The organism is Allosphingosinicella sp., from assembly GCF_036403745.1.
Lineage (GTDB): Bacteria > Pseudomonadota > Alphaproteobacteria > Sphingomonadales > Sphingomonadaceae > Allosphingosinicella.
In genome coordinates, this window is sequence record NZ_DASWQI010000028.1 from 67,147 (window position 1) to 85,614 (window position 18,468).

The 18,468-nt window shown below is 69.6% G+C and carries 16 protein-coding genes; 10 read left to right on the forward strand and 6 right to left on the reverse strand.

Annotation, left to right across the window (positions count from 1 at the left end; translation table 11 throughout):
* Positions 1-54 precede the first annotated feature (54 nt).
* Positions 55-1,020, forward strand: coding sequence for an Mrp/NBP35 family ATP-binding protein (locus VGC56_RS03410; RefSeq protein ID WP_464123298.1), 966 nt, complete (start codon positions 55-57; stop codon positions 1,018-1,020).
* A gap of 23 nt (positions 1,021-1,043) precedes the next feature.
* On the forward strand, positions 1,044-1,481 hold the full coding sequence (locus VGC56_RS03415) for a CoA-binding protein (protein WP_464123300.1): 438 nt from the start codon (positions 1,044-1,046) through the stop codon (positions 1,479-1,481).
* Here the strand turns inward: VGC56_RS03415 and VGC56_RS03420 are convergent.
* The 3 genes from VGC56_RS03420 to ubiA form a co-directional block, all read right to left on the reverse strand.
* The gene (locus tag VGC56_RS03420; protein ID WP_464123301.1) at positions 1,469-2,440 is read right to left on the reverse strand and encodes a retroviral-like aspartic protease family protein; all 972 of its coding nucleotides are present in this window, start codon (positions 2,438-2,440) and stop codon (positions 1,469-1,471) included. The two genes, VGC56_RS03415 and VGC56_RS03420, sit on opposite strands and share 13 nt — an antisense overlap.
* Positions 2,441-2,541: 101 nt before the next feature.
* Positions 2,542-3,888, reverse strand: coding sequence for a TldD/PmbA family protein (locus VGC56_RS03425; RefSeq protein ID WP_464123302.1), 1,347 nt, complete (start codon positions 3,886-3,888; stop codon positions 2,542-2,544).
* A gap of 40 nt (positions 3,889-3,928) precedes the next feature.
* Positions 3,929-4,846, reverse strand: coding sequence for a 4-hydroxybenzoate octaprenyltransferase (gene ubiA, locus VGC56_RS03430; protein WP_464123303.1), 918 nt, complete (start codon positions 4,844-4,846; stop codon positions 3,929-3,931).
* A gap of 127 nt (positions 4,847-4,973) precedes the next feature.
* Between ubiA and VGC56_RS03435 the strand changes: the two genes are divergently transcribed.
* The 3 genes from VGC56_RS03435 to pip all read left to right on the forward strand — a co-directional run bounded on the left by VGC56_RS03435 (position 4,974) and on the right by pip (position 8,255).
* Positions 4,974-5,729 (forward strand): 16S rRNA (uracil(1498)-N(3))-methyltransferase, encoded by a 756-nt coding sequence (locus VGC56_RS03435; RefSeq protein ID WP_464123304.1) that lies wholly within the window; start codon positions 4,974-4,976, stop codon positions 5,727-5,729.
* 51 nt (positions 5,730-5,780) lie between these two features.
* Complete coding sequence (locus tag VGC56_RS03440; RefSeq protein WP_464123305.1) at positions 5,781-7,154, forward strand: glutamate--cysteine ligase; 1,374 nt, start codon at positions 5,781-5,783, stop codon at positions 7,152-7,154.
* Between the two features lie 126 nt (positions 7,155-7,280).
* Positions 7,281-8,255, forward strand: a complete 975-nt coding sequence (gene pip, locus VGC56_RS03445; RefSeq protein ID WP_464123306.1) for a prolyl aminopeptidase — start codon at positions 7,281-7,283, stop codon at positions 8,253-8,255.
* Here pip and VGC56_RS03450 read toward each other — a convergent pair.
* Entirely contained in the window at positions 8,237-10,387 is a 2,151-nt protein-coding gene (locus VGC56_RS03450) for a penicillin acylase family protein (protein WP_464123307.1), read from the reverse strand. The two genes, pip and VGC56_RS03450, sit on opposite strands and share 19 nt — an antisense overlap.
* A gap of 94 nt (positions 10,388-10,481) precedes the next feature.
* Here VGC56_RS03450 and VGC56_RS03455 point away from each other — a divergent pair, with 94 nt between their 5' ends.
* On the forward strand, positions 10,482-11,789 hold the full coding sequence (locus VGC56_RS03455; protein ID WP_464123308.1) for an MFS transporter: 1,308 nt from the start codon (positions 10,482-10,484) through the stop codon (positions 11,787-11,789).
* Positions 11,790-11,795: 6 nt separating this feature from the next.
* Here the strand turns inward: VGC56_RS03455 and VGC56_RS03460 are convergent, their stop codons facing one another.
* Both VGC56_RS03460 and VGC56_RS03465 read right to left on the reverse strand, forming a co-directional pair.
* Complete coding sequence (locus VGC56_RS03460; protein WP_464123309.1) at positions 11,796-12,293, reverse strand: hypothetical protein; 498 nt, start codon at positions 12,291-12,293, stop codon at positions 11,796-11,798.
* Between the two features lie 11 nt (positions 12,294-12,304).
* Positions 12,305-14,131: a DUF885 domain-containing protein gene (locus tag VGC56_RS03465; RefSeq protein WP_464123310.1), complete on the reverse strand. Its 1,827-nt coding sequence runs from the start codon at positions 14,129-14,131 to the stop codon at positions 12,305-12,307.
* 308 nt (positions 14,132-14,439) lie between these two features.
* Between VGC56_RS03465 and aroF the strand changes: the two genes are divergently transcribed.
* From aroF to VGC56_RS03485, 4 genes are all read left to right on the forward strand, one after another.
* Positions 14,440-15,465, forward strand: coding sequence for a 3-deoxy-7-phosphoheptulonate synthase (aroF, locus tag VGC56_RS03470; protein ID WP_464123311.1), 1,026 nt, complete (start codon positions 14,440-14,442; stop codon positions 15,463-15,465).
* Positions 15,462-17,024: an anthranilate synthase component 1 gene (locus VGC56_RS03475; protein ID WP_464123312.1), complete on the forward strand. Its 1,563-nt coding sequence runs from the start codon at positions 15,462-15,464 to the stop codon at positions 17,022-17,024. The genes aroF and VGC56_RS03475 overlap by 4 nt, the downstream gene beginning before the upstream one ends.
* Complete coding sequence (locus VGC56_RS03480) at positions 17,021-17,587, forward strand: anthranilate synthase component II (protein WP_464123313.1); 567 nt, start codon at positions 17,021-17,023, stop codon at positions 17,585-17,587. Before VGC56_RS03475 ends, VGC56_RS03480 begins: the two co-directional genes overlap by 4 nt.
* A 62-nt stretch (positions 17,588-17,649) precedes the next feature.
* The gene (locus tag VGC56_RS03485; RefSeq protein ID WP_464123314.1) at positions 17,650-18,453 is read left to right on the forward strand and encodes an energy transducer TonB; all 804 of its coding nucleotides are present in this window, start codon (positions 17,650-17,652) and stop codon (positions 18,451-18,453) included.
* The last annotated feature ends 15 nt before the right edge of the window (positions 18,454-18,468 follow it).

Genomic DNA, 18,468 nt, shown 5'->3' on the forward strand with positions numbered 1-18,468 from the left:
GGCCAAGGGGGGAAAAACAGTGGCAAGCCGCGCCGCCGCGCCTATGTCCCCGCCATGAGCGACGACACCGCCTTCCTCGACAGCGCCCTCGCCGCCGTCTCGGCCGCTGCCGGGCGCGTCGCCAGCGCCCGCCTCGCCGCCGGCACCGCCAGCCTCGTCCTCGACGTGACCGGCCTCTCCGCCCACGAACGCGCCACCCTCGAGGCCGACATTCGGAGCGCTCTGGCGCGGGTTCCGGAGGTCTCTGAGGTGCGGATCGCAATGTCGTCCGAGAAGGTCGAGCGCACGATCATCGCCGTCGGCAGCGGCAAGGGCGGCGTCGGCAAATCGACGGTCGCGGCGAACCTTGCCGTCGCCCTCGCCCGCGCCGGCCGCAAGGTCGGGCTGGTCGACGCCGACATTTACGGCCCCTCCCAGCCCCGCATCATGGGCAATTCCGACCGTCCCGAAATGGCGGACAAGCAGATCGTGCCCGTAGAGGCGCACGGCGTGCGCATGCTGTCGATCGGCCAGCTCGTCGAGCCGGGCGCGGCGCTCGCCTGGCGGGGCCCGATGGCGGCGACGGCGCTGGGCCAGCTTATCGACGGCGATTGGGGCGATGCCGAATTGCTGGTCGTCGACCTGCCGCCCGGGACCGGCGACATCCAGCTGTCGCTGATCCAGAAGTGGAAGCCGGCCGGCGCCGTGATCGTCTCGACCCCGCAGGATCTCGCCCTCATCGACGCGACCCGGGCGATCGACCTGTTCCGCAAGATGAACGTGCCGATCCTCGGCCTGATCGAGAACATGGCCGGCTATGCCTGCCCCCATTGCGGCGAGGTGTCGGACCCGTTCGGAACCGGCGGCGCCGAAGCGGCGGCGAAGGTCCTCTCCATTCCCTTCCTCGGGCGCATCCCCCTCACCATCGCTATCCGCACCGCCTCCGACGCCGGCGACCCGCCCGCCGCCGGAGAGGGCGAGGAAGCCGCCTTGTTCCGCGACATCGCCGCGCGGCTGATGGAGCGGATGGCCGCCGCCTGAGTTGATCCGCCCGGAGACAGGACATGCCGCTCACCACCGACGCCGAGATCCACGATCTGCTCGCGGGCACCCGCACGATCGCGATGATCGGCGCGTCCGACCGCCCCGACCGGCCGAGCTACGCCGTGATGAAATTCCTGCAGGATTGGGGCTATCGCGTCATCCCGGTGAACCCGCAGATCACCGGCGAGCATGTCCACGGCGAATATGTCTGGCGCGAACTCAGCCAGATCGGCGAGCCGATCGATCTCGTCGACATCTTCCGCCGCTCCCAGGCGGCCGGCGAGGCGGTGGACGAGGCGATCGCGGCGGGTGCGAAGGCGGTGTGGATGCAGATCGGCGTGATCAACCAGGAGGCCGCCGGCCGCGCCGAGGCGGCCGGCCTCAAGGTGGTGATGGACCGCTGCCCCAAGATCGACATCCCGAGATTGCGAGTGCCGCGGGTCGTTCAGGAGAGCTGAGCGCGCCCGACATGGGCAAGCTTGGTCTCCGGCAGGCCTTCGGACCGTCCGGGCGACAGGAGCCGCACCCGGCGGTTGCCGAAATCGACGGAGACCCGCTCGAACAGCTTGAGCGCGTCCATGCCGAGCAGGATCGCCGGCCGATCGGTGAGGCCGAGCTTCTTGAACGGATGGACTTCGGCAAAGGCGATCGGCAGGTCGTGAATCTCCGCCTCGCCGAGATGGATGACATGGGCGACGCCCTGGTCCGCCATGATGCGCCCGCCGGTGACGCTCATCATCTCCACGGGCTGGGTCGGCCCCAGATGGTGACGCTTCTCCAGCCGCGCCCGCAGCGCGCGGTTACCGACGGTGATCTGGGCGCCGGTGTCGACGATCACCCAGATCTTCTCGCCGTCGAGCGACGCATCGACGAGGACGAGATGGCCGAAGCGGCTCTTGCCGGTGACGATGATCGCATCGCTCGCCCAGCGTTCCTCGCGGGTGCTGGCGTTGACGATCGTCATCGCGTGGCGCCCGAAATCGAACGAGACGCGCTGCTTCTGGAGCGAATCGACGCCGAGCATCCCCTCCGCACCGAGATTCTGCCGCAGCAAGGCGGGGGCACGGATCGCATCGACCCGGCGCTGGCCGACCTTGAGGCTGGGGATCATCACCGTGGCGATATCGCTCACCTCGGTCATGCTGTGCACCCGCGCGCTGCCGGCGGCGCCGAGGCGAAGGTCGCGGGCGAGCTCCGCCGCGATGACAGTCCGCTCAGCGCCCGTATCGACGATGAAGCGGTAGGGGCCCTTGCCGCCGATGCTGACCCCGACCGTCATGCGCTGGGTCGAATCCGAGCCGATGCCGACCGCGAAGCCCTGATCGACGACGGGCGGCGGGGAGGCGGGCGGCGGAGGCGGCGGGGCCTCGGGCGCCTGCGCGGCACCGAGCAGAAGGAGAGGGAGCAGCGCTTTCATGGCATCGGTCCTCCGGGAAGGCGGGACGATACGCCTTTTTTCCCGCCGCGCCAAAAGCCGCCGCTGCGAAGCTCCGGCGCGGTGCGACGAACGCGCCGCGCTCAGGCGCCGGCGATCGTCATTCCGTCGATCCGCAGGGTCGGGACGTTGACCGAATGGCGGAACTCGAGATCGTCCGCGGCGGCTAGGTTGCGGTACATGTCGATGAGGTTGCCGGCGATGGTGATCTCCGCCACCGGTGGCCCGATCTCGCCATTTTCGATGAGGAAACCGCTGGCGCCGCGGCTGTAGTCGCCGGTGACGCCGTTCACGCCCTGGCCGATCAGCTCGGTCACATAAACGCCGCGGACGATGTCGGCGATCAGCTCCGCCTTGGAAACGGCGCCCGGCTCCATGTGCACGTTGGTGGCGCCCGCGCCGGGCGGGCCCGCCACCCCGCGCACCGCGTGCCCGGTCGGCGCCCGCCCCAGCTGGCGCGCCGACGCGCTGTCCATCAGCCAGCCGGTGAGGCGTCCGGCGGCAACGAGCTCGCGCGGAGCGGTCGGCAGGCCCTCGCCGTCGAACGGCTTTGAGCGCAGGCCCCGCCGGCGGTGCGGGTCGTCGCGGATGGTGATGCCCTCGGGGAAGACCAGCTCGCCTTCCTTGTCGAGCAGGAAGGTCGTGCGCCGCGCGACCGCAGAGCCGACGATGGCGCCGAGCAGGTGGCCGACGAGGCCGCCGCCGACCCGCGGGTCGAACACCACCGGCATGGCGCCGCTCGTCAGCCGCACCGGATCGAGCCGGGCGACGGCGCGCTCGCCGGCGCGGCGGCCGGTAATCTCCGCCGCCTCGAGGTCGGCGAGGTGGCGGACCTGGTGCTGCGAATAATCGCGCTGCATGCCCGCGCCGGTGCCGGCGATGACGCTCGCATAGCCGCCATAGCCGCTCGTCGTGTAGCCGCGGCAGAAGCCGTGGCTGGTCCCAAGCGCGAGGATCGTCCGCCCCGCCGAGGCCCCGCCGCCTTCACTGTTGGTGACGCCGGCGACGGCGCGGGCGGCCTCCTCTGTCGCGAGCGCGCGCGCCTTGAGCGAGGCGGGGGAGGGATCCGCGCCGTCGTCGCCCTCTACGTCGATGGCACCGCCGCGCAGCAGGCGGTCGTCCGGGGCGAGGCCGGCATAAGGGTCCTCCGGCGCCTCGCGCGCCATGGCGGCGGCGCGCTCGACCAGCGCCGACAGCGCCTCGTCCGACAGGTCCGAGGAGGAGACGCTGGCCGACCGTCGTCCGACGAACAAGCGCAGGCCGATCTGCTCGCCTTCGGAGCGCGAGACGTCCTCCAGCTCCCCCAGCCGCACCTGCACGCTGGTCGACGCGTCGCCATAATAAAGGGCGTCGGCGGCGTCGGCACCGGCCTTCGCGGCGCGTTCGACGAGGGCGGCGGCGCGCGCCTCGGCTTCGGAAACACTCAGCATGGCGGCGGACTTAGGGACGCGACTGCCGGATTGCAAAGCTTCAGGACGTGGTGCCGACGACGAGGCAGGCGAGGAACATCAGCAGCCCCGCGAAGCGATTCGAGCGGAAACGGGCGAGGGCGTCGTCGGCATCGTCCGCCTTGAGCCTCAGCACCTGCGAGCCAAGGTGGAGCGCCATCGGCAGAAGCGCGATGAGGACCAGTCCGTCGGGTCGCACCCGCCAGAGGGCCGCTGCCCAGAAACACAGAGCGACGGCATAGAAACCCGCGATGCCGGCGCGGGCGCGGCTGCCGAGCGCGAGGGCGGAGGATCGGACGCCGACCAGCGCGTCGTCCTCCCGGTCCTGCAGCGCGTATATCGTATCGTAGCCGATCACCCACGCGATCGCCCCCGCGTAGAGGAGCAGCACAGTCGCGCCGATCTCGCCGCGCACTGCCGGCCAGCCGACCAGCGCCGCCCAGGAGAAGACCAGCCCGAGCCAGGTCTGCGGCCACCACGTGATCCGCTTCATGAAGGGATAAGCGGCGACGGGGGCGAGACTCGCAAGGGCGACGAGCTCGGCCAGCGGCGGCAGCTGGAGGAGCACGATGAGGCCGATCAGGCACAGCGCGGCCAGCAGCGCCCACGCGCCACGAAGCGTGACGCGACCGCTGGCCAGCGGTCTCAGGCGCGTGCGTTCCACCTGTCGATCGAGGTCGCGGTCGACGATATCGTTCCACACGCACCCCGCGCTCCGCATCGCCCACGCCCCGAGACCGAGCCAGAGGAGCAGCGTCATGCCGCGCGGTCCCAGCCCCGCCAGCGCCACCGCCCAGGCGCCGGGCCAGTAGAGCAGCCACGCGCCGATCGGGCGGTCGAGCCGCATCAGCGACGCATATGGGCGCAGCGAGGCCGGCAGCGCGCCGATCAGGCCGCGCCGCTCGCTGTCGGGGACGATGTCGGAGGGTTCAAAGGTCATTGCCGCCACTCTACCGTTCGGCCTGAGCTTGTCGAAGGCCTGTTTTTCTCCTTTGGGGTTGAAGCAGAGGCGGCCCTTCGACAGGCTCAGCCCGAACGGACACATTCGCGAGAGAGCCGCCGAAATCATGCCCGCCACGCCCGCCTGGCCACCTTCGAGTCTTCCACGCCTGTACGTCGCGGACGAGCTCGCGCCGGACGGCCTGGTCACTCTCGAAGGCCAAAGCGGCAACTATCTCGGCGCCGTGCTGCGGCTCGGCCCGGGCGACCGGGTCAAGCTGTTCGACGACAAAACGGGCGAATGGCTCGCCGACATCGTCGACGCGGGGAAAAAGCGGGTCGTGCTTCGCATCGGCCAAAAGCTGCGGGAGCGCGAGGCGGTTCCGGACCTGTGGCTGGTCTTCGCGCCGATCAAGCGCGGGCGGATCGACTGGATCGCCGAAAAGGCCAGCGAGCTCGGCGTGGCGCGGCTGGTGCCCGTACTCACTCACCGCACCATCGTCGACCGGATCAACACGGATCGGCTGCTCGCGCACATGATCGAGGCGGCGGAGCAATGCGAGCGCACCGCCCTTCCCTCCCTCGACGTGCCGCGAAAGCTGGACCGGTTGCTCGCCGATTGGCCCGCGGACCGCAGCCTCCTCTTCGCCGACGAGCATGGCGGGACCCCGCTTGCCCAGGCGGCGGGGACCGGCCCTGCGGCGATCCTCATCGGCCCCGAAGGCGGCTTCACGCCGGAGGAGCGGGAGTCGATCCGTGCGGTACCGCAGGCGGTGCCGGTGTCGCTCGGCCGGCGCATCCTGCGCGCAGACACGGCGGCGGTGGCGGCAGTGTCGGTGTGGATGGCCGCGGCCGGGGATTGGGACCGGCACGGAGACCGGTAGCGATCCGAAACCGGCTGGCGGGCGGCATTTCCCGCCGCTACAGGGCGCTCGATGACGACCCGGACCGAAACGACCAAGGCGGACCCGCCGATCGAGCGCCGCGAGGATTTGCTCTCGCCCTTCGTCAAGGGCGAGAAGCCCGTGGAAGCGTGGCGGATCGGCACCGAGCACGAGAAGTTCGTCTATCGGAAGGACGACCATCGGGCCCCCTCCTATGACGAGCCCGGCGGCATTCGCGATTTGCTGATGGGGCTGACCGAGTTCGGCTGGACCCCCGTCGAGGAAGGCGGGAAGGTCATCGCCCTCGCCGGCCCGGACGGCGCCGTCAGCCTTGAGCCGGCGGGGCAGTTCGAGCTGTCCGGCGCGCCGCTCGAACATCTCCACCAGAGCTGCGCCGAAGCCGGCCGCCACCTGCGCCAGGTCAAGGCGATCGGCGACAGGCTCGGCCTCGGCTTCCTCGGCCTCGGCATGTGGCCCGACAAGGCGCGCGCCGACCTACCCCGGATGCCCAAGGGCCGCTATGCGATCATGCTCAGCCACATGCCGCGCGTGGGCAATCTCGGCCTCGACATGATGCTGCGCACCTGCACCATCCAGGTGAACCTCGATTATTCCTCCGAAGCCGACATGGCGCAGAAATTCCGCGTCGGCCTGGCGCTGCAGCCGCTCGCCACCGCGCTTTTCGCCAATTCGCCCTTCACCGAAGGCAAGCCGAACGGCTTCCTCTCCTTCCGCAGTCACATCTGGTCCGACACTGACCCGCACCGCACCGGCATGCTGCCCTTCGTGTTCGAGGAGGGCTTCGGCTACGAACGCTATCTCGACTACGCGCTCGATGTGCCGATGTACTTCGTCTACCGCGACGGCAAATATATCGACGCCGCCGGCCTCTCCTTCCGCGACTTCATGGAGGGCAAGCTCTCCGCTTTGCCCGGAGAGAAGCCGAGGCTGTCGGACTGGGTCGACCATCTCTCCACCGCCTTTCCCGAAGTGCGCCTCAAGAGCTTCCTCGAAATGCGCGGTGCCGACGGCGGGCCGTGGAGCAAGATCTGCGCACTGCCCGCTTTGTGGGTCGGCCTGCTCTACGACCAAAGTGCGCTCGACGCGGCATGGGACGAAGTGAAGCACTGGTCGCTGGACGAACGCCAGCGCCTGCGCGACGAGGTGCCGAAGCTCGGCCTCGCCGCCCGCACCCCGTCCGGCGAAAACCTGCGCGATCTGGGAGAGCGCGTCCTCGCCATCGCCGATGCAGGCTTGAAGGCGCGGAACCGCCTCAACTCGATCGGCGAGAATGAAAGCGGCTTCCTCGACCCGCTCCGCGAGATCGTCGCCCGCGGCAAGACGCCGGCCGAAATGCTCCTCGATCGCTACCACGGCGAGTGGGGCGGCGACGTCAGCCACGTCTACGACGAGATGAGCTTCTGATCGTCGGCCGACGCAAGCCGTCATGCCGGACTTGATCCGGCATCCATGAACACTGAAGATGCAGGTCCGCGAACGCTTCTGTTCATGGACCCCGGATCTAGTCCGGGGTGACGTGGGGAACGGCACATGGTCACCGGGGAACGCCGCACGCTCTATCCGCGGATAGAGCCATACCGCTCGGGCTGGCTCGACGTCGGTGATGGCCACAGCCTCTATTGGGAGCTCTCCGGCAACCCGGAGGGCAAGCCGGCGGTGTTTCTGCACGGCGGCCCCGGCGCCGGCTGCAGCCCGGACCACCGGCGGCTGTTCGATCCGGAGCGCTACAACGTTCTCCTCTTCGACCAGCGCGGCTGCGGCCGCTCGAAGCCGCATGCCAGCCTCGAGGCGAACACGACCTGGCACCTCGTTGCCGACATCGAGAAGCTGCGTGAACTGGCCGGCGTCGAGCAGTGGCTGGTCTTCGGCGGCTCCTGGGGGTCTACGCTCGCTTTGGCCTACGCCCAGAAGCGCCCCGAACGGGCGACCGGCCTGATCCTGCGCGGTGTTTTCACCTTCGAGCAATATGAGGTGGATTGGCTCTACCGCCCCGGCGGCGCGTCGCAGGTCTATCCCGACAAGTGGGAAGCGTTCCTAGAACCGATCCTGGAGGGCGAGCGGGACGACCTCGTCGCCGCCTACGGAAGGCGTCTCGACGATCCTGATCCTCAGGTGCGCCTCACAGCCGCCAGGGCGTGGAGCCGGTGGGAGGCGGAGGTGGTCACCCTGCTCCCCAACCCGCAACTCGTCGCCGCCTCGGTGGAGGACGGACACGCTGTCGCCATCGCGCGCATCGAGAACCACTACATGGCGAACCGCGGCTGGCTGGAGGACGGCCAGCTGCTCCGCGATGCGGCCAAGATCCGTCACATACCGGGCATCATCGTCCAGGGCCGTCACGACACCTGCACGCCCCCCGTCGCCGCCTGGAACCTCCATGGTGCGTGGCCGGAGGCGAACCTCAGGATCGTCCCCGACGGCGGCCACAGCTTCGCCGAGCCGGGCATCCTCGACGGCCTCGTCCGCGCGACCGACGAGCTGGCGGATCATTCGCCGGGGCGGTAGCTCCGCTCGACATGCCCCTTGAGCTGGTCGGGCCAGAAATAGACTTCGCGCAAATTGCCGCTCTCGTAACGCTCCGCCTGGTCGTTGAAATGGGGCGAGCGGGGATTCCCGCTCTCGCCGCCGGCCGTCACCGCGCGGGCGCGGACGCGGGGGCCGAATTCGACGACCGCGACGAAGCTGTTGCCGCTCGTCCCGTACCAGCGCTTGCTGCCGTTCCTCGGCGCGGCGCCGAACGACGCGAGGGAGCCCCAGCGCGCCGAGGCGAAGGGAACGGGGATGCTGGCGCCGGCGTCGCTGAACGGATGGACGATGTCGGCGGTGAGGCGTTGGAACCGGTTGATCTCGCCCCACGGTACCTCCCACCGCCCGAAGTCGCGCCGCAGCCGCTCGGAGGCGGCGGCCAGGGCCGCAACCTTTACGGCAGCCGGCGCCGCGTCGATCCGGTCGTACGTGGCCATTCCGGCGAGGAACTGACCGCCCGATGCCCGCTTCACCATCTCCTCGCCCCAGAAGACGGCGAGCGAGGTCGGCACGGACTCGGCGCTCCAGCGATAGTCCCAGCCGCGCAAGGCCGCGATTTGCCCCGCCAGCGCAGGATCCGGCGCGGCATCATAGGCCTTGAGCAGCCCGGGAATCAGCCGCGCGAAGGCTGTGAGGTATGGATCGTAGGCCGCGGCGCGCAGGCCCTCCAGGGTGAAATCGTGCCGCCCGTCCAGCACCCGCAGCGCGTGGAGCCCGCGCGGCGTCTCGCCGGCCGTGTCCATGTAGCGGGGGAAGCGGGCGGCGGGGATGCCGCCGACACCGCCGGCATTCCACGGCCAGTTGTTGGTGTTCTGGACGAAGCCGCTCGCCGGATTGCGGATGTTGGGCGTCGCCGCGAGCGGGTGCAGCCCGCGCCAGTCGGTGCGCGGATCGCTGCCGTCCACGACCTTGGTGTAGTCGAAGCGGTCGTTGCGGACCGGGATGAACTGCGGGTGGAGATAGGCGATCTCGCCCTTGTCATCGGCGAACAGCGTGTTGTTCGAGCTGTTCGCCTTGAGGTCGGCGATGCGGCTGAACTCGGCGAGGTCGCGCGCCCGCGTGCGCAGGAAGGACTGTTCCAGCGCTTCGATCGGCTTGTGCATCATCGCGAACGCCACCCACTTACCGCCCTCGGCGCGGACGATCGGGCCGTGATGGGTGCGGTAGATTGTGAAGCTACGGCTCTTCATCGTCCCGTTGCCGGCGCGATAAGGGACCGTCACCGTCGAGGTCAGCACCGGCCGTTCCTCGGCGCCGTATCTGTAGAAGAGCCGCCCGCCCCGGCGCACGATCGTCTCCGCGAACTCATCGACGCTGTCGACGCCGCTCGACGTGTGCATCCAGCCGGCGTGGCGGTTGAAGCCCTGGTAGATGAAGAACTGCCCCCAGGTCGCGGCGCCGTAGACGTCCAGCCCCTCGTCGCTCGTCACCTGCTGCTCGGAGCGGAAGAAGAAGCTGGTATGGGGATTGATGAGCAGGAGGGCGTGGTGCCCCACACTGTTTCTCGGCGCGATGGCGATGCCGTTCGAGCCCTTCGGCTCCGGGTCGCGCTGCGGCGTCACACCGGCCACCTGGAGGCCACCGTGTCCGTAGAAGGCTTCCAGCTGCGCCAGATCGATGCGCTCGATATCCCCGCCGATCGAGCCCTCGGTGAAGGACAGCGCCATCCACGGCTCGAACCGCGTGATAGCCCGCGGGTGCACGTCGGGATGGGTGGCGAGGTAGAAATTGAGGCCGTCCGCCCAGGCGTTCATAAGCCGCTTGAGCCATACGGGACTGGCCGCATAGCGGACTTGGAGGAAGTCCGGCTGCATGTAGAGCCGCGCGCGCAGGTCGGCCCAGATCGCCTTCTCCCCTTCCGCCTCGGCGGTGCGGCCGAGGGCCGTCAGGTAGTTGGTCTCGACCCGGTTGAAGTCGTCCTCGGCCTGGGCATAGATCATGCCGAACACCGCATCGGCGTCGGTCTTGCCGCGGACATGGGCGATGCCCCAGTCGTCGCGGGTGATCGTCACCCGCCCGGCCTCGGCGCGGAGGCGCGGGAGGTCGGCGGGCTGGGCGCCGGCGGCGGTGGGCAAAGCGAGGAGCGGGAGGAGCGGGAGGAGCGTGCGCATGCCGCTCCGGCTACGCCGCCCGCGCCGCGGCTTCAAGTTCTGGCGCGGGCGCCGGACTTGCGGCTAAGGTCCCGGCAAACACGGGAGAGGATGGATGGCGGCAGCGGAGGGGGCGGGCACCTGGGACAGCGGGCACCTCAGGCGCGTCGTCGCCGCCAGCCTCATCGGCACCACCGTCGAATGGTATGATTTCTTTCTCTACGGCTCGGCCGCCGCCCTCGTGTTCAACAAGCTCTTCTTCCCGCAATATGAGCCGCTGACCGGCACCCTCCTCGCCTTCACCACCTATGCGCTCGGCTTCGTGGCGCGGCCAGTGGGCGGCATCGTCTTCGGCCATTTCGGCGACCGCATCGGCAGGAAGCGTCTGCTGATGCTGAGCCTTGTCCTGATGGGCCTCGCCACCACCCTCATCGGCCTCCTCCCCACCCATGCGCAGATCGGCATCTGGGCACCCATCGCGCTCGTCCTTCTCCGCCTCGTCCAGGGCTTCGCCGTCGGCGGCGAGTGGGGCGGGGCGGTGCTCCTCGCCGCCGAGCATGGCGACGCCCGCCGCCGCGGCTTCTGGACGAGTTGGCCGCAGGCGGGTGTCCCGGCGGGGCTGGTGCTCGCCTCCGGCGTGCTGGCGCTGATGTCCTCGCTGCAGAGCGACGCCGATTTTCGTGCCTGGGGCTGGCGAATTCCCTTCCTCGCCTCGTCCATCCTCGTCGCCATCGGCTGGTGGATCCGAAGCTCGGTCGCCGAAAGCCGCACCTTCGAGGAGGAGATCGCCGCCGCTCCGCCGCCGAAGGTGCCGGCGTTGGAGGTGCTGAGCGAGCGGCCCCGAGCGCTCCTCACCGGCGCCGGCCTCAGGCTCGGCGAGAACATCTCCTATTACGTGATCACCGTCTTCTCGATCACCTGGATCACGGAGGTGGCGAAGCTCAGCCGCAACGCCGCCCTACAGTCGATCCTCATCGGCTCGGCGGTCCATTTCGTCGCCATCCCCGCGCTCGGCGCCCTTTCCGATGGCATCGGCCGCCGCATCGTCTACGCCGCCGGCGGCCTCGGCCTCGCCGCCTTCGCCTTCGCCTTCTTCCGGATGCTGGGGAGCGGCGACCGCGTCGAGGTCGTGGCCGCGGTGGTCATCGCCCTCCTCCTCCACGGCGCCATGTACGGCCCGCAGGCCGCGTTCATCGCGGAACTGTTCCCCACCCGCATCCGCTATTCCGGCGCCTCGATCGCCTACCAGCTGACCTCGATCGTCGCCGGCTCCCTCGCCCCGATCATCGCCCTGTGGCTCTACCAGCGCAGCCATTCGGCGCTGCCGGTGGCGATCTACGTGGCTGTGGCCTGCGCCGTGAGCGGCCTCACCGCTTTGCTGGCACGGGAGACCAAGGGGGTGGAGCTGTCCGACATCCGGTAACGCCTCCTACATCAGGCAGTCCTTGCACTTGGGAGGCCGGATGCCCCGGAAGAGGCGCTTCGCCTCGCTGCGCATCAGCGGGATCGCTCGCGCCAGATCGGGCTCGAGAGCGGCGATCTGCTGCCGGTAACGCGGGATCAATCCAGCTTTCTTCTCGGTGTCCAACGACACGAGCTGGCCCTGAAGCTCCTCGACGATTGCGCGGGCAGGAGTTTTGCCCGCCGGTATGCCGCGGAGTCTGATCGCGACGATTCCAGTCCCCGCGTGATAGGCCGTGCTGACGAGCAGACCGTCGCCGTCCGTCGTGATCGACCAGCCGATCGCACCATCCGCGGATGTCGCCTCGATGGCGATTTCATACTGGCCCCGTACTGTGCCGACGCCCTGTACCGTCACCTCCTGCGCGCCTTCATGGAAGCGCCACGCGCCGTAGTTCCGATCCGGAATCGCGTGCTTGGCCGGCGCAGCACCGATGAGGGCGAGACTAACGAACGCTAGCCCCATCGTCCGGCGGTTCACGTCCGCCGCTCGGCGATGTGACGATCGATCACCCGCTCCAGCAGCGTGAGCGGGACGTTTCCCCCGAGCACCAGCGCATCGTCGAACGTGCGCAGGTCGAACTTCGCCCCCAGTCCCGCCTTCGCCTTGTCGCGCAGGCGGTTGATCTCGCTGTGCCCCACCTTGTAGCCGCAGGCCTGGCCGGGCCATGCGCAATAACGGTCGACTTCGCCCTGCACTTCCTCGTGCGTCGAGCCGTTGGTGTCGACGAACCATTGGATCGCCTGCGCCCGCGTCCACCGTTTGGCATGGATGCCGGTGTCGACGACCAGGCGGCAGCAGCGGAAGGCGAGGGACTGGAGGTAGCCGAGGCGGCCGACCGGATCGCCGTCGTAGACGCCGAGCTCGTCGGCGAGCTGCTCGGCGTAGAGGGCCCAGCCTTCCGAGTAAGCGTTGAAGGCCAGGAGCGAACGGATCAGCGGCAGCTTGTAGGTGTATTCCCCCTGCCAGACGTGGCCGGGAATGCCCTCGTGATAGGTGAGCGTCGGCAGCGCGTGGCGCGGCCAGATCGAGGTGTCGCGCAGGTTGATATAATAATTGCCGGGAACCGAGCCGTCGATCGTCCCCGCCGCGGCATAGCCGCCGGGAGCGCCGGCCTCGATGTCGGGCGGCACGCGCTTGATGATGAGGTTGCCCCGAACGAGGGTGGCGAAGGCGCGCGGCAGGCGGGCGCGGATGACGGCGACGCGGCCGTTCAGATAATCGAGGATCTGCTTGCGGCCCGCGTCGGTGTTCGGGAACAGGTATTTGGGGTCATTGCCGAGCGCCGCCATGCGCGCGCCGACGCTGCCTTGGGTGAAGCCCAGGGAGCGCAGGATCGGCTCCATCCGCCCCTGCAGCTGCGCCAGCTGCTCGATGCCCATCCGGTGGACCTCGTCCGGCTTGCGGGTGGTCGTGGTGCCGGCGCGCAGGCACCAGGCGTAGAAGGCGTCGCCCTGCGGCAATTTCCAGCAGCCGGCGCGGCTGTCGGCGTGGGCGCGCTCCCGGGCCAGTTCCGCCAGCTGCCGGTCGATCGCCGGCGCCACCTCCGCCTCCACCAGCCGCGCGGCGCGCCCCGCGAAGTCGCCGGGCATGCCGCTGGTGCGGCGGGCGAGGGACGAGACGAGGCCCCATTCGCCGATCGCTCTGGCGCGGGCGGACGTCATCTGCCGGATCGTCTTGTCGAGGAGGAAATCGGGCAGGATTACGCCGAGCCCAGCGTCGTGGCGCAGCCGCTCCGTTTCGCCGTCGAGCTGCCCGGCATAAGCGTGGATGCGCGCAACATAGGCTTCGGCGTCGGCCGGTGTCGCGACCACGTGGTTCGAATCGAGCAGGTCAGGCGTCTCGACGAAGGCGCCGAAATTCTGCGCCACCGCATAAGGCGAGTTGCGGTACGACCAGTTCGTATTCAGCGTCATCACGTCGCCATAGGGGAAGCGGAATCCCTCGGCGGCGGTGCGGTGGGCCGTCTCGACCACCTCGAGATCGAGCAGCGCCGAGGCGCCGAGCCGGTTCCTCGGCACCGCCCGCAGCTGCGCCAGCCGCGCCGTCACCTCCGCCGCCTCGCGGGCCTTGCCGGCGAGGGACCGGTCGCTGAGGCGGGCCTTCAGCGCGGCGCGCGCACCCTTGTCGAGGCCGAGCGTCGTCGCATTCTCCGGATGCTCGCGCAGCAGCGCCTCGGCGATGCCGGAGAGCGTCGTTTCGGCCGCCGCGTCGGCGGACGCCGCCGGGGCGGCCTTGACGGGGACGGCCGACAGTGCGGCGGCGGACGCTGAGGCGGCGAGGAAGCGGCGGCGGTCGAGCATGGATGAAGGCCTCCGGGAGGACGACGGGCCGCCTTCCTCCCACGCCCGCCGCGCCTTCGCAACGCCGCGCCGACAAAGCGGCTTGTCAGGCCCCGTCCAGCGCTTTAGCCTTAGGGCCCTATGGCAATGGAAAGCCTTCTCTTTTCGAACTTTGCGTGCGGCGTTTCCGCGCGCTGGTGGCGCTGGCCGGCCCTTTCTGCCGCGGCGCGCCCTCTTCGCACGACCTGAAGACACCAAGAGTCTTCCCTCACAGCGACAGCAGGCCCGCCCCTCCGGCGGGCTTTTTTTATTCCCTCGATCCGAAAGCCATGCAGATGATCATCGTCCTGAAGCCCGAAGCCACCCCCGAAGTCGCGCAGGAGCTGCTCGACCGCATTGCCGCCAAGGGCTTGAAGCCGCTCCACATGCCCGGCGCCGAGCGCGTCGTCCTCGGCGCGCTGGGCGACGAGCGGGTGCTGGCCGAGCTGGCATTGGAGAGCCACCCGATGGTCGAGGCGCTGAAGCCGATCCTCGCCCCCTACAAGCTCGTCAGCCGCGAGATGCACCCGCACGACACGGTAGTGCGCCTCGGCAAGACGGCGATCGGCGGCCGCGGCTTCACCGTCATCGCGGGGCCCTGCGCGGTCGAAACCGAGAGCCAGATGCGCAATACCATCGCGGCGACGAAAAAGGCCGGCGCCCACGGCATCCGCGCCGGCGCCTACAAGCCGCGGACCAGCCCCTATGCCTTCCAGGGTCACGGCGTCGAAGGCCTCAAGATCCTGCGTGCCACGGGCGACGAGTTCGGGCTGCCGGTGGTGACCGAGGTGATGGAGACGTCGGACGTCGAAATCGTCTCGGAATATGCAGACGCGCTGCAGATCGGCGCCCGCAACATGCAGAATTACGCCCTCCTCCGCGCCGTGGGGCGCTCGGGCAAGCCGGTCGTGCTGAAGCGCGGCATGGCGGCGAAGGTCGAGGATCTGCTGCTCGCGGCGGAATATCTCCTCGCCGAGGGCAATGAGCAGGTGGTGCTGTGCGAGCGCGGCATCCGCACCTTCGAGACGGCCACCCGCAACACGCTCGACCTGAACGCCATCCCCTACATCAAGCAGAAGACCCACCTCCCCGTCCTCGTCGACCCCTCCCACGGCACCGGCATCCGCGACTTGGTCGTGCCGATGGCGCTGGCGGCGGCGGCGTGCGGCGCGGACGGCATCCTCGTCGAGGTGCACGAGAACCCCGCCGTCGCCTGGTCCGACGGTGCGCAGTCGCTCTATCCGGCGCAGTTCGAGCAGTTGATGGCGAGCCTGGCGCCGATCTGCGCGGCGGTGGGCCGCCAGCTCGCGGCATGAGCGCGCCGATCCCCGCCTGCGGCACGGCGCGGGCGCTGACGCGCCGCCTCACCGGCGCCCCCGATCGCCTCGCGCTCTACGCGGCGCTGTCGGACCATGGCCGGCGGCGTGACACGATGCTGCTGGAGACCCTGGCGGGGCCAAGCCTGATCCTCGACCAGGCGGCGGTCCGCATCGAATGCCGTGGCTACGAGGTGACGCTGACGGCGCTGGGGACCGGTGGTCCGGCCATCCTCCGCGCCGCTGCGAGGGGCCTCCCCCACCTGGTCGCGGGCGAGAGTGCCGACACCCTCCGCCTGCGCTTCCCGCCGCCCGAGGGCGACGATGCCGAGGCGCGGCTGCTCGCCCCCTCCCCGTTCGATGCCCTGCGGGCGGTGACGACGGCGCTTCGCTCCGAAACGCCGGACGAACCCTTCGCCCTCGCCTGCCTCGGCGTCGTCGCCTTCGACCATGTCGATTTCCTCGAAGCGCTGCCGGCGCCGGCCGAGGATGCGCTCGGCTTTCCCGACTACATCTTCTGGCTGGCCGAATCGCTGGTCGTTGCGGAGCCCGGCCTTGCCCCGCGCCTCGTCTGCACAGGCTTCGCCACCGACGACGGCGAGGAGGCGAAGCGGGCCCATTTCGCCGCTGCCGAGCGCCTCGCTGCGCTTGCCGAACGGTGCGAGGCGGCGCTGCCGGTGATCGAGGCCGCCCCCGTGCGCCCGACTCCCACGGACGCGGAGGCCGATCTCGACGATGCCGCCTACAGTGCCGTCGTCTCCGCCATGAAGGCGCATATCCTCGCTGGCGACGTCTACCAGATCGTGCCCTCCCGCACCTTCCGCGCGCCCTGCCCCGACCCGCTCCGCGCCTTCGCGGCGGTGCGGCGTCTGGACCCCTCCCCCTACATGTTCTTCGTCGCCGCGCCCGAGCACACCCTCTTCGGCGCGTCGCCCGAAACCTCGGTGCGGATCGTGCGCGAGGAAGGCTGGCCAATGCTCGAGGTGAAGCCGATCGCCGGCACCCGCCCGCGCGGCGCCGATGCCGACGAGGACGACCGGATGGAGGCCGACCTACGGCTCGACGGCAAGGAAATCGCCGAGCACATGATGCTGGTGGATCTCGCCCGCAACGACGTCGCCCGCGTCAGCGTCCCCGGCACCCGCCACGTCGCGAGGCTAATGAGCGTCGAGCGCTACGCACGAGTCATGCACCTCGTCTCGTCGGTGAAGGGCACCCTCGCCATCGGCTACGACGCCTTTCATGCGCTCGCCGCCTGCCTCAACGTCGGCACGCTCTCGGGCGCCCCCAAGCTCAAGGCCACCGAGCTCCTCCGCCGTGCCGAGCGGACCAAGCGCGGGCCCTATGGCGGCGCCGTCGGCTGGGTGAACGGCGAAGGCGCGCTCGACACCGGCGTCGTCATCCGCTCCGCCGTGGTCAAGGACGGCACCGCCTTCGTCCGCGCCGGCGCCGGCGTGGTCCATGACAGCGATCCGCAGAAGGAAGCCGACGAGACGCGGCGCAAGGCGTCGGCGGTGCTTTCCGCCATCGCCGCGGCCTCGGCGGGAGAGGCGGCATGAACCCGGTTCTGCTCATCGACAATCTCGATAGCTTCACCTTCAACCTGGTCGAAGCCATCCAGCGGCTCGGAAGCAAGGTGCGGGTGCTCCGCAGCAGCGTCTCCGCCACCGCCGCGCTGGCCGAGGCGGAAGCGACCGGAGCCACTCTCCTCCTCTCCCCGGGACCGGGGACGCCGGAGCAGGCCGGCTGCTGCCTCGAACTCGTCGCGCTGGCCAAAGGACGGGTGCCGCTCGCCGGCATCTGTCTCGGCCACCAGGCGATCGTGCTGGAGGCGGGCGGAACGGTGGAGCGGGCGCCGGAGCCGGTGCACGGCAAGTCCTCGATAGTCCGCCACGACGGCACCGGCCCCTTCGAAGGGCTCGATAGTCCGGTCCAGATCGGCCGCTACCATTCGCTCTGCACCCGCAACCTGCCGCCCCGTTTCCGGGTCCATGCGGAGGTCGACGGTATGGCGATGGCGATCAGCGATCCGGTGGCACGTCAGGCGGGGCTGCAATTCCATCCGGAGTCGATCCTCACCCCGGTCGGCAACCGTATCCTCGCCAACCTGTTGCGCATCTAGCCGCCGCAGGCGCGCAAGGAGCCTGCCGAGCCGCCGCGGCATTAGCCACAAGGAACATGATTATGGCCGTTACCTTGCTCCTCGCGGCCTTTGCCGCCGCGCCGGCCGAACCGCAGCCGCCGATGCCGCCGACCAAGCGGTGGGTCGTCGATTATGCCGAAACCTATTGCACCGCGACACGCGAATATGGCGACTCGGCCAAGCCGCTTCAGCTCGTCCTGCGGCCCTCGCCGCGCAACAACCTGCTGCAGATCTTCGTCATCGGGCCAGGCCGCCGCGAAGGTGCCCAGCACGTCTCGGCGAGCTATCAGTTCGCAGGCCGCACGTTCAAGACGACGGCCTTGCTCTACGGTAGCAAGACGACGCCCCAGCAGGTTCTGCTCGCCACACTGGGTGCCGACGCGCTGGGCGGGATCGCCGGTGCGCGCGAGGTTCGTGTCCACGCCGACCATTGGGGAGCGAAGGCGTTTGCGATTCCGACGGTCGGCAACGTCATGACTGCCCTCACGCGGTGCAATGCCGATCTGCAGGCGCATTGGAACCTTTCGGCCGCCGCGCAGGAGAAGATCGCAACCCCCGCGCAGCCGCTGTTGCCACTCAGCCGCTACTTCAGTTCCGGCGACTATCCGTGGCAGGCGATCCGGGAGCAGGATGGCGGCAACGCGCGGGTCACTTTGCTCATCGACGAAGAGGGCAAGGTTCGCGACTGCCTGCTCGAAGAGACCAGCGGCAATGCGTCGCTCGACGCTATGACGTGCATCGTGCTGCGGCAGCGGGCGAAATTCCATCCCGCCCGCGATGTGGGCGGCAAGGCGATGAAGAGCGTCGTCAGCCAGGGCATCTCGTGGAGGGTTTCGGCCCCTTGACCGGCGCCCGCCCCT